Here is a 13,369-nt window from a genome sequence, read left to right on the forward strand (position 1 = left end):
AAGCGACCGGGAGCGTGGCGGGCAGTTGTCCCCATCGCTGAGCGTGGGGAATCGTGCAATGCTGGTCACACACCGAATTAATCCAATCAATGGGGGAATTGTGCGTCTCAACAATGTAGTGAAAATCACCAGCCTCGCGGCGGCTGGCCTGCTGGCACTGACCGCCTGTGGCGGAGCAACGGCGGGCTCGACGGCGGGTGGTTCCGAGTCGTCGTCGTCTTCGTCTGCGTCAGCATCGCCCTCAGCGTCCGCCTCCCCGTTGGCCTCGACGTCGTCGGAAGGTGCCGGGACCTCCTCGGGCTCGTACAAGGTGGCGGCCTGGGCGTTGCCCATCTCTGAGGCGGGGGACAAGCTGGGCAGCCTCAAGGGCGAGAGCTTCAGCGTGGACATCTACCAGGTGGCCACCGACGTGGCGTCCAAGGACAGCATGTTCGTGGACAAGGAAACCAAGGAAAACCTGCTCAAGAAGGGCGACCCCGTGGTGTACCTGAACTACGTGGTCACCAACACCTCGTCCGCAGACATTCCCCTGAGCCACTCGCTGGTCACTCCAAAGGCCAAGTACTTGGACTGGAAGTACCTCGGCGGCATGCCCTCGGATTCCAGCAGCGACGGGTACAAGAAGCACGGGCTGAGCAGCACCGGAACCAAGCTCAAGGAGAAGGCCCCGTTCGTGCTGAAGCCGGGTGAGTCCTTCAATATCGCTGAAAACTTCGGCTATACCGCGGGCAAGGAAACTGAAATCTCGGCCACCATGACGCCCCAGGATGCCGCCGGCGACCTTGATCACGACAAGAAGGACAAGGCGGAAACCACTGTCACGCTGAAGTAGTCCTGCTGGTCTGCCCGGGTCCGCCTCAGCGCCGGCCCGGGCAAACTGCGTCAGGGCATAAAAATGGTGCCGAACCGGATACGCCTCTCGGCGGTAGGCCGCTCGAAGCGGCTGTAAGTTGAAGCCCGGGGGTTTCGCGGTTCGACACCAGTTTTAGTTTTCACCGTCAGGCGGGCTAAGTCAACATTGACAGGCCGGGCCCAACGTGGGTACGTTTCGCCTCTTTTGCTGCTTAGTCCAGCTCTCCCAGGCGCCACGCGTTGGCCGCATGCTCGAGGTCTTCGGCCGTCTTCACCAGCTGGTGCGAATTGCGTGTGAGCTTGCTGGCGTGGCCTTCATTGCTGTGTTCAGCACCGTCGGCGAGGGTCGCCTGGCCGAGCGCCACTACCCGGCAGAATGCGGCGGAACGTTCCAGCGCGACGTCGAACTCGCCGTCGAAGGCGCCGGACAAAATGGCGTCGGCCATGGTCTTCATTTCATCTGCTCCGGGCGGCTCAGCTGCGCCGGCCACCACGTTGGAAACCTGCGCGGTGTCGCGTCCGGCCCTGAAATAGACCGAGATTTTCTCGGGGTTCTGGATGGTGGCGGCGCGGAGGGCGTAAAGCCTCCAGAGCGCGCCCGGAAGGCTTCGCGCGGGGCTCTCAGCCCACATCTCGGCGATGGCTTCAAGGCCCTGTTCGTCGGCCAGTTTCACCAGCCGGCGCGTGACCTTGGGGTCGTCGCTGTCGCGGCCCCGTCTGACGAGGGCTTGTGCCGCGAGGTGCGCGGCCTCGGAAACGCGCGCGGGGTCAGCCCCACCTGCGAACGGTTCGAAATCGATGGGCGCGAAGGGCTTGGGCTTGTGGTGCCTGTTTGCTCCGCCGTACGCACGTGATCCTGGCTGTTCGCTCATGACTTCACCGTACTCCTGTGCTCTGGTGGGGTCGAGTAACGGTTGTCGGGGCGGTTGTTCCTGTACCTCTGTGCCGCCACCACTTACTTTGCCGCCGCATCACGCGCGACACGCCGCTACGGCCGCGCGTCGCCGTCGAACCTGTTCCCAAAGTGGGTGACGACGGCGCATGTCACCTTGAGTTCCTTGTCTGCCTTGACGTTGGGGTACAGTATTCATGGCTGTTTCTACAGCTGGAGGGGCCTTTAGCTCAGTTGGTAGAGCATCGGACTTTTAATCCGTGGGTCGTGGGTTCGATCCCCACAGGGCCCACCCTCCTAGGCAGGCCGGAGACGTTGAGTCTCCGGCCTGTTTTTTGTTTTGGCCCGGACCCCGGACGCCCCGACCCCCGTCAACGGACAATTCACCTCCGCACGCAGGGGTGAATTGTCCGTTTTGCGGGGTTCCCCGAAAAAACTTCTTGACTCCTGCACCAAGGCCACGCCAGCATGGTTTCTATAACGTTGTAGAAATCGGCAAAGAACCAGCAGAAAAGGACCCCACCCTTTGGGAAACCAAGAAAACCCCACGGCTAAAATCACCATCGACCCCGCCTTCGTCGTCGGGCCTGTCAGGAGGAAGACTTTCGGCGCTTTCGTGGAGCACCTGGGCCGCTGCGTCTACACGGGCATCTTTGAGCCGGAGCACCCCAAGGCCGACGAGGACGGGTTCCGCACGGACGTCCTTGAGCTCACCAAGGAACTCGGCGTCTCCACGGTCCGCTACCCGGGCGGCAACTTCGTCTCGGGCTATCGCTGGGAAGACGGGGTAGGGCCCAAGGGGGACCGCCCCACGCGCCTCGACCTCGCCTGGCACTCCAGCGACCCCAATCTGGTGGGCGTGGACGAGTTCGCCAAATGGTCGGAGAAAGCCGGGGTTGAGCCCATGACGGCCGTCAACCTCGGCACAAGAGGAACCCAGGAAGCCCTTGACCTGCTGGAATACTCCAATATCAAGGGTGGAACGGCCCTGTCCGAACAGCGCAAGGCGAATGGCGCCGTCGAACCTCACAACATCAAGATGTGGTGCCTCGGGAACGAGATGGACGGCTTCTGGCAGATCGGCCACAAGAAGGCAGGCGAGTATGCACGGGTCGCCGCCGAAACCGCGCGGGCCATGCGCATGGTCAACCCGGATCTGGAGCTGGTGGCGTGCGGAAGCTCGGCACCCACCATGCCCACGTTCGGCGAATGGGAACGCGTGGTCCTCAACGAGACCTACGAACTGGTGGACCTGATTTCGGCGCACCAGTACTTCGAGGACTTCGGAGACCTGCAGGAGCACTTGTCCGCAGGGCACCGCATGGAGGCGTTCATCAAGGATCTGGTGTCGCACATTGACCATGTGAAGTCGGCCATCAAGTCACAAAAGCAGGTCAACATTTCCTTCGATGAATGGAATGTCTGGCACATGTCCCGCGACGAGTCCAAGGCGCCCACGGGGGATGACTGGCCGGTGGCGCCGGTGCTCCTCGAGGACCGCTACACGGTGGCTGACGCCGTGGTGGTGGGCGACCTGCTGATCACGCTGCTGCGGAACACGGACCGCGTCCACTCCGCCAGCCTCGCGCAGCTGGTCAACGTCATAGCACCGATCATGACCGAGCCGGGCGGCCGCGCGTGGAAGCAGACCACGTTCCACCCGTTCGCGCTCACCTCGCAGCACGCCGCAGGCACGGTGCTCAATCTCGCCGTCGAGTCCCCGCGGCTGGACAGCGAAAAGACGTCTGGCTTCACCGCGTTGTCAGCGGTGGCGACCTACGACGCAGAAGCCAACGAGGCCGTGGTCTTCGCCGTGAACCGTTCAGCGACGGACGCGCTGACGCTGGATGCCGCCGTCGGAAGCTTGAACCCGGCGCGCGTGATCGAGGCCGTCACCTACACGAACAAGGACCCCTACTGGCAGGCAACCGCTGACGATTCGACGTCGGTCCTGCCGTCCGAAAACGTCAGTGTAAAGCTCGACGGCGGCCGCCTCACCACCGAGCTTCCGGCCGTGAGCTGGAGCATGATCCGCCTGACTCTCAACTCCTAGGCAATAGCCTGCGAACCGTCCCGGAAGATCGGAAACGCCGACATTGGTGTGACGGTGGCTGCCGTGGTCGGTTCCGGTGCCTGCGTTGCAGGTGCCGGAGCCGGCTCGTCGAGCGTCACGATCTCCATTGACTCCATGTCCAGCAGCCGGCGGCTTCCTGTTTCATCCTGGAGCCAGAACAACTCGGTGCCCGCCACTGTCTTGACCACGGTGCCCCGGTGATAGAGGCGGCCGTTGTGCCACGCCTCGATGTACTGGCCCGGGTTCAGCGCGTGCGGCTCATCTTGGCTGCCAGGCAAAGTACCGAAAGCCTGCGCCAGGCTGGCCTGTGTTTTCAACGCCTGAAAAAGATCCCTGTTTGCGATGGTCATATCTGCCCCCTCTACTCTCGCCGTCCTTGGCCCCAGCATTGCGCATCTTTGTTGCGGGGCTGTTGCAAGGGGATGAGCGATGTGTGACGGCATGCGGGGCACTCGGGCTCAGGGTGTTTCAGGGTCCTCAGATGCGGGGGGATCATCCTGGGGGAGCTCATCCGCGTAGGGTGCGCGTGGGCCGCCGTGGTTGTTCAGGAGATCATTGGCGGCCATGGCCAGCAGGTCGCGTTCGAGTTCCGGGATGGAGAGCATGCCCTGCAGGTAGGCCTCCACCTCGTACTCACCCACGGACCCGCCGATACTGAAGTAATACAGCCAGAGGTTGCCGATGTTGATGCCCGCAGCATCGATCGCGGCTCGGAGTTTGCTCCGTTGCTCGGGTTCGTTGATGTCGAAGCCCATGTCCGGCGCCCTAGTTCTTGTCTGCCGGGATCCCGGCGACTATCTCGGCGCTGATGTGGTGCAGTGAACTGCCGTGATCGCGGGTGTGTTTCAGGAGGCGCTGGAGAGCAAGCTCGTGGGGGATCCCGTGACGTTCCATGAGCATGCCACAAGCACGGTTGACCAGATCCCGGCTTTGGAGGGCTGACTGCAGGCCCTCGCTGATGCGCTTGGGAGTCTCGGCACTTTGGATATGGGACAGAAGGGTGGCCGCGGGGGAAGCGAAGAGTTCCAAGAGGTTGGCGGTTTCGGTGTCATAAGCAGCCGGCTCCGGTGAATAGACCTTGATGGTGCCAAAGCTCTGTCCGCCTGCCATAAGGGGAGCGCTGATCACTGACCTGATGGGGAGGCTGCTCACTGCCGCACTCCACTGGGCCCAACGGGAATCATCGCTGAGATCGTGGACCAACACCGTCTCTTCGGTAGCCCACGCCGTCAGGCAAGGACCTTCGCCCAACTCGTACTGGAGGAAATCCGCCTGTTCCACTACGGAGTCCGTGAAACCCCGGCTGGTCCGGCGGCCCTGGGAATCGAGGATGGACACCCCGGCGCCAATGGTTCCGGGAACGGACTCCCTGATGGCCTGGGAAAGGTTTTGGACAGCGTGGTCCACCTTTTCCTCGGTCAGGAGGAGGCCCAGGATCCTGCCAATGGCGGTGGAGAGTTCGTCCAGAGGAAGTTGCTTCTTCGTCATGGTTTTCTCTCCGGCCCTTCGTGTCGGCTGGCCGACATGACAATTTCAGCGGTCCTTTGAAGTCCGCCTCAGGCTTCCAGCCTAGTGGTTCCCGCCAAACAAAGATCGGACCAAATGGGGGATCTTATTCCTCAAATGAGATCAAAGTCTCTTGGTCGCCCGCGACACCTGCGATGACAGTTGCCGCCACACTGCGGAGCTTGATATTCCGGTGGCTCGAAGCTTTGACCAGGATCTGGAACGCGGCTTCACGGCTACAGCGGTTCTGCCCCATGATGATTCCGACGGCGGTATCGATCGTGGTGCGGGACTCCAACGCCGCGGTGAGGTTCTCACGCGCATCCCGCAGCTGGGCCATCTTCAACGCGAGGCGAAGCGACTTTGCAGCTGTAGCGGTGACGCGTTCAGCGGCTTGGATGTCCTCCTGGGAGAACCCGTGAGGACGCGTGGAATACAGGTTCACAACGGCTTCGCCGGTGCCCTGCAGTTCCATGGGAAGCGCCAGGATTGATCGCACTTTCATGGCCCTAACAGCCGTCATATAGGAGTGCCAGCGTTCCTCCGTGTTTACGTCAGGGACGTGCGAGACGGTGCGGGTCCGCAGAGCGGTGAGGCAGGGGCCGTCACCGAAGCTGTTCTGCATCTTGTCCAACCTCCGCGCCAAGGCGTCGCTGTCCGCGATGGTTACGGGTTTTTTCTGCCGGACAACGGTGACTCCGCAAGCGATAGTGTTCCCGATCCTGGTCAACTTCGCAGCAGTCATTTCGGCAAGGTCCTGAAGGAACTCACGGATATCCTCGTTTTCCACGAGGATATCCTGCAAACGCACCAGAAAGTCCGTCAGATCTGCGGTGTCCTGCTGGCGCAGCCCGGGAGGGCTTCCGATGTGGTGCGATGGCTGAGTCTCAGTCATTTCCCGTCCTTTTACCAGCTCGCCGATCGTCCCGGGCTCTCATTGCCGAGCTCTTCGAGGGCGGTGTCCACCAGAGCCATTTGGGCCTGATCGAGCGTTGTTAGACCGTTGAGGTATCCGTCGAGGTCGAATTCGTCAGCGTTCCCTCCGATGCCGTAATAATAGGCCCACAAACCGTTGAGGCTCAGGCCTGCGTCCCTGAATCGCTCGCCCGCAAACTTGCGCGGCGGATCCGGCGCGGCATCTGCGGAATTAAGGGGTCCAGTCATGCTTCCCCGTTCCCTGGTCAGGGTCTCCTGACCGTGTCAGCATGTCCCTGGCAATCTCGTGGAGTCTACGATCGGTATTTCTGGAAGCCAGGTGGAGAAGCTTCATGGCCGACTCACGGCTGCACCGGTTCTGCATCATGAACAGGGAGATCGCCGCGTCCACAACAGCGCGCGACTCCAGCACTGACCTCAGCCCGGCAGGATAGGGATCAGACGAATGCATGCGGAGGGCCAACCGCAAGGTCCTGGACAGGGAATCTGCATACCTCTGAACTGCGACCACGGTGTCCGGATCAAAAGCTCCCACTTCATTGGAATAGCAATTCAGCGCCGCACCGGACCCGTTGTCCGTGCTGATGGGAACGGCGAGCATGCTGCGGACATGCGCCCCTGATATCGCGTTGGCGTACCCCCGCCAGCGAATGTCGGAGTGCAGGTCTGGAATCTGCACCATCTGCCCGGTGCGCAGCGCAGTGAGGCAAGGGCCGTCGTCGAATTCGTACTGCTTTTCGTCCAGCACACGGGCCGCTTCAGTGCTGCTGGCCACAGTGGCAGGACCGCCGTCGCGCTCCACGGTGATGGCACAGAGCATGGGTGTTTCCCCGCCCAAAAGGGAAGCAGAAATGGTTGTCAGTCCAAGGAGGAACTCTGAGAAGCCAGGACTTTCGAGGAGCAGGTCCTGCAATTCTTCGGCTGTGGGTACTGCGTTGTACTGGGCCATGCGGCCTCATTCCAGCAACGCCGGAGTCCACACACCTCCAGCTGGCGGCTGTGCGCTCGTGATCGCGCAAAACCCGGATATCCAACTCCGGACTCCACCCGAAATCTCCTACCTCAAACACTACGCTTGTGCCCTGCAACAAGATACAGACAGCCCACCCGCTAGACGCATCTGCAACGATGTATACCAACGTAGAGAAGGAGCACCTGCATGGCCGTCACCATGAACGACGTCGCACGAGCGGCTGGAGTGTCGTTGAAGACAGTCTCCAATGTCATCAACAACTACGAGTTCATCCGGCCAGCCACCAAGCAGCGCGTCCTTGATGCCATTGACGAGCTCGGCTACGAAACCAACCTGACGGCCCGCAGCCTCCGATCCGGGAAAACCAGCATGCTCGGCTTAGTGCTGGCCGACCTTTCCATCCCTTACTACGCCGAACTGGCCTCGGACATCATGAAAGCGGCCTGGGCCCGCGGTTACCGTGTTTTGGTGGAGCAATCCGGCAACGAGGCAGAGCATGAGCAGGCTGCGCTTCAGGGCCAGTTCCGTAGCCTCACCGACGGGCTCCTCTTCATCCCGCTCGCGCTCGACGCCGAGCAGATCATCGCCGCGGCCGGCAAGAAACCGCTGGTTCTCCTGGGCGAGTTCGTGCAGGATCCGCGGCTGGACATGGTCCTCATCCAAAACCAGGAGGCTGCGGCCGCCGTCACCACGCACCTGTTGGAGGGTGGCCGCCGTCGTATAGCCGTCCTTGGCGCGCACGACGGCGACGAAGCCGGGAGCAACGGCCTCCGCCTCCGCGGGTACAGGGCGGCGCTCGCTGCCGCTGGTGTGGCATATGATCCGGCGTTGGTGGTCCCCTGCGATTGGCGGCGCGACGCCGGTGCTGACGCCACCGCGAGGTTGCTGGACAGCGGCGTGGAATTCGACGCCGTTTTCGGGCTCAATGATGCCCTCGCTTTGGGCGCGCTCCACGAGCTCCTGGTCCGCGGACGAAAAGTTCCGGAGGAGATTGCCGTGGCCGGCTTCGATGACATTGATGAGTCGCGGTTCGCATCGCCGTCGTTAACCACGGTGGCGCCGGGGCGGGCGGAAATTGCGGAGCGCGCCGTCGAACTCCTCATCCAGCGGATTGAAAGCAAAGACGCCGTGGCCAACGTTGAGCAGCCGGAGGCGGTGTTCGAGTTGCGTATCAGGCAGTCCGCGCCTTAAGGCCTTCAGTGTCCAGGACGTTAGTCTTCTATGAATGAACGTGATCCCCGCTGAAGTCATCACCCCTGCCGTCCTGATCGACGTCGATGTCCTGGATCGGAACATCGAACGGATGGCGGGGAACATGCGTGGACGCGGGCTCCAGCTCCGTCCGCACGTGAAGACACATAAGACGCTGGAGATCGCCCGCAAGCAGCTCGCGGCGGGAGCCCTTGGTATCACTGTGGCCACCATCGGCGAGGCCGAGGTATTCGCGGCGGACGGCGTGAAGGACATCTTCATTGCCTTCCCGCTCTGGGTTGAAGCGCCGCACGCGGAACGCCTTCGCGCATTGACGGCCAAGTGCCGCCTCGCAGTCGGCGTGGATTCGGCTGAAAGCGCGACGGCGATGGGTCGCCAACTCGGGGTCGACGCAGGAAGCGTTGAGGTGCTGATCGAAGTGGACAGCGGACACCACCGTAGCGGCGTGCTGCCGGACGAAGTGGTGGATGTTGCCGAAGCAGCGGCTGCCGCCGGACTGAGCGTGCAGGGTGTCTTCACGTTCCCCGGCCACAGCTACAAGCCCGGCATGCCCACTGGCGCGGCGAGCAACGAGAATGAGGCACTTGGCCTGGCTGCGACGGCGCTGACATCGGCAGGCTTCGAAGTGACCACCATCAGCGGAGGCTCCACACCGACGGCACTGATTGACGGCGAAACGGTGGCAACCGAGCTGCGTCCCGGCGTCTACGTGTTCGGCGACGCCCAGCAACTGGAACTCGAACGCTGCAGCTGGGACGACATCGCGCTAAGCGTGGCCGCCACGGTGGTCAGCAGGCACGAAGCCCGCGGCGGGAACGTGCGCCGCGTGGTGCTGGACGCCGGAAGCAAGATCCTGGGCAGCGACCGCCCTGACTGGGCCACCGGATACGGGCGGCTTCCCGAATACCCCGAAGCCAAAGTGACTGCGCTGTCCGAGCACCACGCCACGGTTGTATGGCCGGATTCGTCGGAGTTGCCGCCCTTGGGCACCCGACTCCGGGTCATCCCCAACCATGTGTGCCTCACCATGAACCTCGTGGACCAAGTCATTGTGGTGCACGGCGGGGCCGTGGCGGAGCGGTGGACTGTGGCAGCCCGGGGCCGGAACAACTAAGTACCAATGTGGTCCCATGGTTCATGGCCATAATTTGCGTGTCCCGTTGGGTCAATGGTTACAGGCAGGACCTCACTACAAATCAAGGCTTACGCGATTCCGCCGCCGGGATTTCTCGGCACTTGGCGCCTCGCTAGCCCAAAGCAAACGCCAGCGCAGTTAGCCCAGCGCCGGAACGCTCTCAAGCAGGGTGTGGAACTCCCTGTTGTGGTAGACCAGCGGAGCTGAATCTGACGGGTTGGACCGGATCTCCACAACCCTGGCTGCCAGCAGCACCGAGCCGCCCAGCGGTGCCCGGTGGATAATCTCGCAACGCAACGCCCAATCGGCCTCCCTGAGAAGGGGCTCGCCTGTGGGCAGGACCTCCCAGTCCATGGCGTCCGTGAAGCGCGGGGCCGATGGGTCCGCGAAGGCACGTACCAGCTCCAGCTGATCGGCACCGACGAGGTGGACCACTATTGTCTGCGCCGCTGCAATGACGGAGGCCGATCGCCCACTTGTCACGGAGAACGCGAGCGTCGCCGGTTCCACTGCCACCGATGCCACCGAGGAGGCCGTCAGCCCCACCGCGCCTTCCGGTCCCGCTGCGGTGACAATTGCGACTCCCGCCGGATGAGCGCGAAACGCAGCCCTGAAAAGCTCGCCGACTGGTTCGGATGGCACGGGTATGTGGTGGGTCATTCATGCACCTTCGTGGGACTGGTTCGGTAAGGCGCCCTTCGCGGGCACACACCTGACTGATGCTAGGACCTCAACTTAAGTTGAGGTCAATTCCTGAGAAACCGACCCTCGACTGAGACGATTTGGAAACGTAGCCGAAACTTCCGCTCCCTACGCTGGTCACAATCTGACCAAGTGCCCGGCGTCCAAGGAGTAACCATGCATCTTTTGCCCCGTGAGCAGGAGAAACTCATGATCGTGGTGGCTGCCGACCTCGCGCGGCGTCGCCAGGCACGAGGACTCAAACTGAACTACCCGGAAGCCGTGGCGATCATCAGCTACGAACTCATCGAAGGTGCGCGCGACGGCCGGACAGTGGCTGAACTCATGAGCTACGGAACCACCCTGCTCCGCCGCGAAGACGTGATGGAAGGCGTGCCGGAGATGATCCACGACGTCCAGATCGAAGCCACCTTCCCCGACGGCACCAAGCTTGTTACCGTCCACAACCCCATCCGTTAGGAGCCCCCATGATCCCCGGTGAATACAGGCTCCAGCCCGGTTCCATCGCATGCAACAGCGGCCGTGACGCGATGGTCGTCGAGGTTGTGAACCGCGGCGACCGCCCAGTCCAGATCGGTTCGCACTACCACTTCGCCGAGGCGAACCGCGCCCTCGAATTCGACCGCGAAGCCGCCTACGGCCGCCGCCTGGACATCCCCGCGGGTACAGCCGCAAGGTTCGAGCCGGGGGACAGGAAGACGGTCCAACTGATCGAACTCGCGGGGACGCGCGAGGTGCACGGCCTCAGCAACGCAGTCAACGGAAAGCTTGACGGCGGCACTGCCGTAGCCGGGGAACCCCGCCCGGGCATCGCAGCGGAAAGGGACCACCAGTGAGCTTCGAGATACCCCGCAAGCAGTACGCCGAACTGTACGGACCGACCACCGGCGACTCGATCCGCCTGGCCGACACCGAACTGTTCCTCGAAATCGAGAAGGACTACACGGTCTACGGCGAAGAAGTGGTCTTCGGCGGCGGCAAGGTGATCCGCGACGGCATGGGCCAGAACGGTCAGCTCACCCGCGCCGAGGACATTCCGGACACCGTCATCACCAACGTCATCGTGCTGGACTACACCGGCATCTACAAAGCCGATATTGCCCTGAAGGACGGGCATATCTTCAAGATCGGCAAGGCTGGAAACCCGCAAATAACTGATGGCGTGGACATCGTGATCGGTGCCAGCACAGAGATCATCGCCGGCGAACGAAAGATCCTCACCGCCGGCGGCATCGACACCCACATCCACTTCATCTCCCCGGAACAGGTCCCAGCGGCACTGTGCAACGGCATCACCACCATGGTGGGCGGCGGCACCGGCCCGGCCGAAGGGACCAAAGCCACCACCATCACACCCGGCGCCTGGCACATCTCCCGGATGCTGCAAGCCGCTGAAGGACTCCCCGTCAACATCGGCCTGTTCGGCAAGGGCCACGCGTCCGCCGTCGAGCCCCTCGCAGAGCAGATCCGCGCCGGTGCCGTCGGGCTCAAAGTCCACGAGGACTGGGGCTCCACCACGTCCTCCATCGACACGTCCCTGCGGGTCGCCGACGAATACGACATCCAAGTGGCCATCCACACTGACACCCTCAACGAATGCGGCTTCGTAGAAGACACCATCCGGGCGATCGACGGGCGCGTCATCCACACCTTCCACACCGAAGGCGCAGGCGGCGGGCACGCCCCCGACATCATCAAAATCGCCGGCCTGCCCAACGTGCTCCCGGCCTCCACCAACCCCACCCTGCCCTACACACGCAACACCATCGAAGAGCACCTGGACATGCTCATGGTCTGCCACCACCTCAACCCCGACATCCCTGAAGACGTGGCCTTCGCCGACTCCCGCATCCGCGCCGAAACCATCGCCGCCGAAGACGTCCTCCACGATCTCGGCATCTTCGCCATCACCTCCTCCGACTCCCAAGCCATGGGCCGCGTCGGGGAAGTAGTCACCCGCACCTGGCAAGTAGCGGACGCCATGAAACGCCAACGCGGAGCCCTCCATGACCCATCCGGCGCTCCGCACGGTTCCGCCGAATCCGACAACTTCCGCCTCAAGCGCTACATCGCCAAATACACCATCAACGCGGCCATCGCCCAAGGCATGGCAGACGTCATCGGCTCCGTGGAAGAGGGCAAATTCGCGGACCTGGTGCTGTGGGATCCCGCGTTCTTCGGAGTGAAACCCGAGCTGGTCATCAAAGGCGGCCAAATCGCCTACGCACTCATGGGCGACGCCAACGCCTCCATCCCCACGCCACAGCCACGCACCATGCGGCCCATGTTCGCCACCTACGGCAAAGCCCTCCAACAAACATCCATCACGTTCCTGTCCCAAGCCGCCATCGACGCCGGAGTGCCCGCCGAGCTGGGCCTCCAACGCATCATCAAACCCGTCAGCGGCATCCGCAACCTCACCAAAGCGGACCTGAAATACAACGGCGAAACCCCGGACATCGCCGTCGACCCCGAAACCTACAAAGTGACAGTCGACGGCGTCGAAGTCACCTCCCAGCCCTCCGACGTGCTGCCCATGGCGCAGCGCTACTTCCTCTTCTAGGAGCACCCATGATCATCGAAAAAATCCTGGGCAACCTGCACCAACAGCCCGACGCCTACGCTAGCCACCACAAAGAAAAAGTAGTCCTGCCCAGCACCCTCCTCGTCAAACGCATCCAACGCGTCACCACCGACCACGGCAAAGAACTCGGCATCCGCCTACCCGCAGGAACCGGAGACCTCCGCGACGGCGACATCCTCGCCATCGACCAGCACAACATCATCGTCGTCTCCGTGCTGCCCACCGACGTCCTGGTGATAAAGGCGCGGACAATCCACGAAATGGGCGTCGTGGCACATTCGCTCGGCAACCGGCACCTGCAGGCACAATTCTTTGACGGCTCATCCGAGTACGGGGCCGAAGTTATGGTGTGCCAGTACGACCACACGGTCGAAGACTATCTGAAGAGCGTCGGCGTCCCCTACGACAGGCAAGAGCGGGTCATGCCGGTGCCGTTCCGCCATGCTGAACATTCGCACTAAAGCCGTGTGCCGCGTCAGGTTGGGTTCGCACGCTTGCGCTTC

16 protein-coding genes and 1 tRNA gene are annotated in these 13,369 nt (G+C 62.6%); 9 read left to right on the top strand and 8 right to left on the bottom strand.

All coding sequences use genetic code 11. The features are described from left to right. Positions 1-100: 100 nt before the first annotated feature. On the top strand, positions 101-832 hold the full coding sequence (locus tag ARUE_RS00990; RefSeq protein ID WP_014920404.1) for a hypothetical protein: 732 nt from the start codon (positions 101-103) through the stop codon (positions 830-832). A 232-nt stretch (positions 833-1,064) separates the two neighbouring features. On the opposite strand, the gene ARUE_RS00995 is transcribed toward ARUE_RS00990, so the two are convergent. Further along, a complete protein-coding gene (locus ARUE_RS00995) occupies positions 1,065-1,724 on the bottom strand; it encodes a hypothetical protein (RefSeq protein ID WP_011772972.1) in 660 nt (219 codons plus the stop codon). Positions 1,725-1,963: 239 nt separating this feature from the next. Between ARUE_RS00995 and ARUE_RS01000 the strand changes: the two genes are divergently transcribed. Further along, a tRNA-Lys gene (locus ARUE_RS01000) sits at positions 1,964-2,036 on the top strand. 234 nt (positions 2,037-2,270) lie between these two features. Continuing rightward, positions 2,271-3,797: an arabinosylfuranosidase ArfA gene (gene arfA / locus ARUE_RS01005; RefSeq protein ID WP_014920405.1), complete on the top strand. Its 1,527-nt coding sequence runs from the start codon at positions 2,271-2,273 to the stop codon at positions 3,795-3,797. On the opposite strand, the gene ARUE_RS01010 is transcribed toward arfA, so the two are convergent. The 6 genes from ARUE_RS01010 to ARUE_RS01035 form a co-directional block, all read right to left on the bottom strand. Then, positions 3,794-4,168, bottom strand: coding sequence for a hypothetical protein (locus ARUE_RS01010; protein ID WP_011772974.1), 375 nt, complete (start codon positions 4,166-4,168; stop codon positions 3,794-3,796). The two genes, arfA and ARUE_RS01010, sit on opposite strands and share 4 nt — an antisense overlap. Before the next feature lie 108 nt (positions 4,169-4,276). Beyond that, entirely contained in the window at positions 4,277-4,573 is a 297-nt protein-coding gene (locus ARUE_RS01015) for a hypothetical protein (RefSeq protein WP_011772975.1), read from the bottom strand. A 10-nt stretch (positions 4,574-4,583) separates the two neighbouring features. After that, positions 4,584-5,306 carry a GAF and ANTAR domain-containing protein gene (locus ARUE_RS01020; protein ID WP_014920406.1) on the bottom strand — a complete coding sequence of 241 codons (723 nt, stop codon included), beginning with the start codon at positions 5,304-5,306 and terminating at the stop codon, positions 4,584-4,586. 124 nt (positions 5,307-5,430) lie between these two features. Then, entirely contained in the window at positions 5,431-6,219 is a 789-nt protein-coding gene (locus ARUE_RS01025) for a GAF and ANTAR domain-containing protein (protein ID WP_014920407.1), read from the bottom strand. Between the two features lie 11 nt (positions 6,220-6,230). Further along, complete coding sequence (locus ARUE_RS01030) at positions 6,231-6,488, bottom strand: hypothetical protein (RefSeq protein WP_011772978.1); 258 nt, start codon at positions 6,486-6,488, stop codon at positions 6,231-6,233. Further along, positions 6,472-7,209, bottom strand: a complete 738-nt coding sequence (locus tag ARUE_RS01035) for a GAF and ANTAR domain-containing protein (RefSeq protein ID WP_014920408.1) — start codon at positions 7,207-7,209, stop codon at positions 6,472-6,474. Before ARUE_RS01035 ends, ARUE_RS01030 begins: the two co-directional genes overlap by 17 nt. Positions 7,210-7,419: 210 nt before the next feature. Between ARUE_RS01035 and ARUE_RS01040 the strand changes: the two genes are divergently transcribed. Both ARUE_RS01040 and ARUE_RS01045 read left to right on the top strand, forming a co-directional pair. Continuing rightward, on the top strand, positions 7,420-8,424 hold the full coding sequence (locus ARUE_RS01040; RefSeq protein ID WP_014920409.1) for a LacI family DNA-binding transcriptional regulator: 1,005 nt from the start codon (positions 7,420-7,422) through the stop codon (positions 8,422-8,424). Between the two features lie 34 nt (positions 8,425-8,458). After that, entirely contained in the window at positions 8,459-9,559 is a 1,101-nt protein-coding gene (locus tag ARUE_RS01045) for a D-TA family PLP-dependent enzyme (protein ID WP_011772981.1), read from the top strand. Positions 9,560-9,718: 159 nt separating this feature from the next. Here the strand turns inward: ARUE_RS01045 and ARUE_RS01050 are convergent, their stop codons facing one another. Then, on the bottom strand, positions 9,719-10,240 hold the full coding sequence (locus ARUE_RS01050; RefSeq protein WP_011772982.1) for a flavin reductase family protein: 522 nt from the start codon (positions 10,238-10,240) through the stop codon (positions 9,719-9,721). Positions 10,241-10,438: 198 nt separating this feature from the next. Here ARUE_RS01050 and ARUE_RS01055 point away from each other — a divergent pair, with 198 nt between their 5' ends. Genes ARUE_RS01055 through ureE form a run of 4 tightly spaced genes read left to right on the top strand, consistent with a single transcriptional unit; the run spans position 10,439 to position 13,327 of the window. Then, positions 10,439-10,741, top strand: a complete 303-nt coding sequence (locus ARUE_RS01055) for an urease subunit gamma (protein WP_011772983.1) — start codon at positions 10,439-10,441, stop codon at positions 10,739-10,741. Positions 10,742-10,749: 8 nt separating this feature from the next. Continuing rightward, positions 10,750-11,118, top strand: coding sequence for an urease subunit beta (locus ARUE_RS01060; RefSeq protein WP_011772984.1), 369 nt, complete (start codon positions 10,750-10,752; stop codon positions 11,116-11,118). Further along, complete coding sequence (gene ureC, locus ARUE_RS01065; protein WP_014920410.1) at positions 11,115-12,845, top strand: urease subunit alpha; 1,731 nt, start codon at positions 11,115-11,117, stop codon at positions 12,843-12,845. The genes ARUE_RS01060 and ureC overlap by 4 nt, the downstream gene beginning before the upstream one ends. 8 nt (positions 12,846-12,853) lie before the next feature. After that, a complete protein-coding gene (ureE, locus tag ARUE_RS01070; protein ID WP_011772986.1) occupies positions 12,854-13,327 on the top strand; it encodes an urease accessory protein UreE in 474 nt (157 codons plus the stop codon). Positions 13,328-13,369 lie beyond the last annotated feature (42 nt).

Origin of the sequence: Arthrobacter sp. Rue61a (genome assembly GCF_000294695.2) — a bacterium.
GTDB lineage: Bacteria > Actinomycetota > Actinomycetes > Actinomycetales > Micrococcaceae > Arthrobacter > Arthrobacter aurescens_A.

Excerpts from the sequence above, each read along its gene's own strand:
- ARUE_RS00995 (WP_011772972.1), bottom strand. The coding sequence starts at position 1,724 with ATGAGCGAACAGCCAGGATCACGTGCGTACGGCGGAGCAAACAGGCAC.
- ARUE_RS01010 (WP_011772974.1), bottom strand. The coding sequence starts at position 4,168 with ATGACCATCGCAAACAGGGATCTTTTTCAGGCGTTGAAAACACAGGCC.
- ARUE_RS01015 (WP_011772975.1), bottom strand. The coding sequence starts at position 4,573 with ATGGGCTTCGACATCAACGAACCCGAGCAACGGAGCAAACTCCGAGCC.
- ARUE_RS01020 (WP_014920406.1), bottom strand. The coding sequence starts at position 5,306 with ATGACGAAGAAGCAACTTCCTCTGGACGAACTCTCCACCGCCATTGGC.
- ARUE_RS01025 (WP_014920407.1), bottom strand. The coding sequence starts at position 6,219 with ATGACTGAGACTCAGCCATCGCACCACATCGGAAGCCCTCCCGGGCTG.
- ARUE_RS01030 (WP_011772978.1), bottom strand. The coding sequence starts at position 6,488 with ATGACTGGACCCCTTAATTCCGCAGATGCCGCGCCGGATCCGCCGCGC.
- ARUE_RS01035 (WP_014920408.1), bottom strand. The coding sequence starts at position 7,209 with ATGGCCCAGTACAACGCAGTACCCACAGCCGAAGAATTGCAGGACCTG.
- ARUE_RS01040 (WP_014920409.1), top strand. The coding sequence starts at position 7,420 with ATGGCCGTCACCATGAACGACGTCGCACGAGCGGCTGGAGTGTCGTTG.
- ARUE_RS01045 (WP_011772981.1), top strand. The coding sequence starts at position 8,459 with ATGAACGTGATCCCCGCTGAAGTCATCACCCCTGCCGTCCTGATCGAC.
- ARUE_RS01050 (WP_011772982.1), bottom strand. The coding sequence starts at position 10,240 with ATGACCCACCACATACCCGTGCCATCCGAACCAGTCGGCGAGCTTTTC.
- ARUE_RS01055 (WP_011772983.1), top strand. The coding sequence starts at position 10,439 with ATGCATCTTTTGCCCCGTGAGCAGGAGAAACTCATGATCGTGGTGGCT.
- ARUE_RS01060 (WP_011772984.1), top strand. The coding sequence starts at position 10,750 with ATGATCCCCGGTGAATACAGGCTCCAGCCCGGTTCCATCGCATGCAAC.
- ureE (WP_011772986.1), top strand. The coding sequence starts at position 12,854 with ATGATCATCGAAAAAATCCTGGGCAACCTGCACCAACAGCCCGACGCC.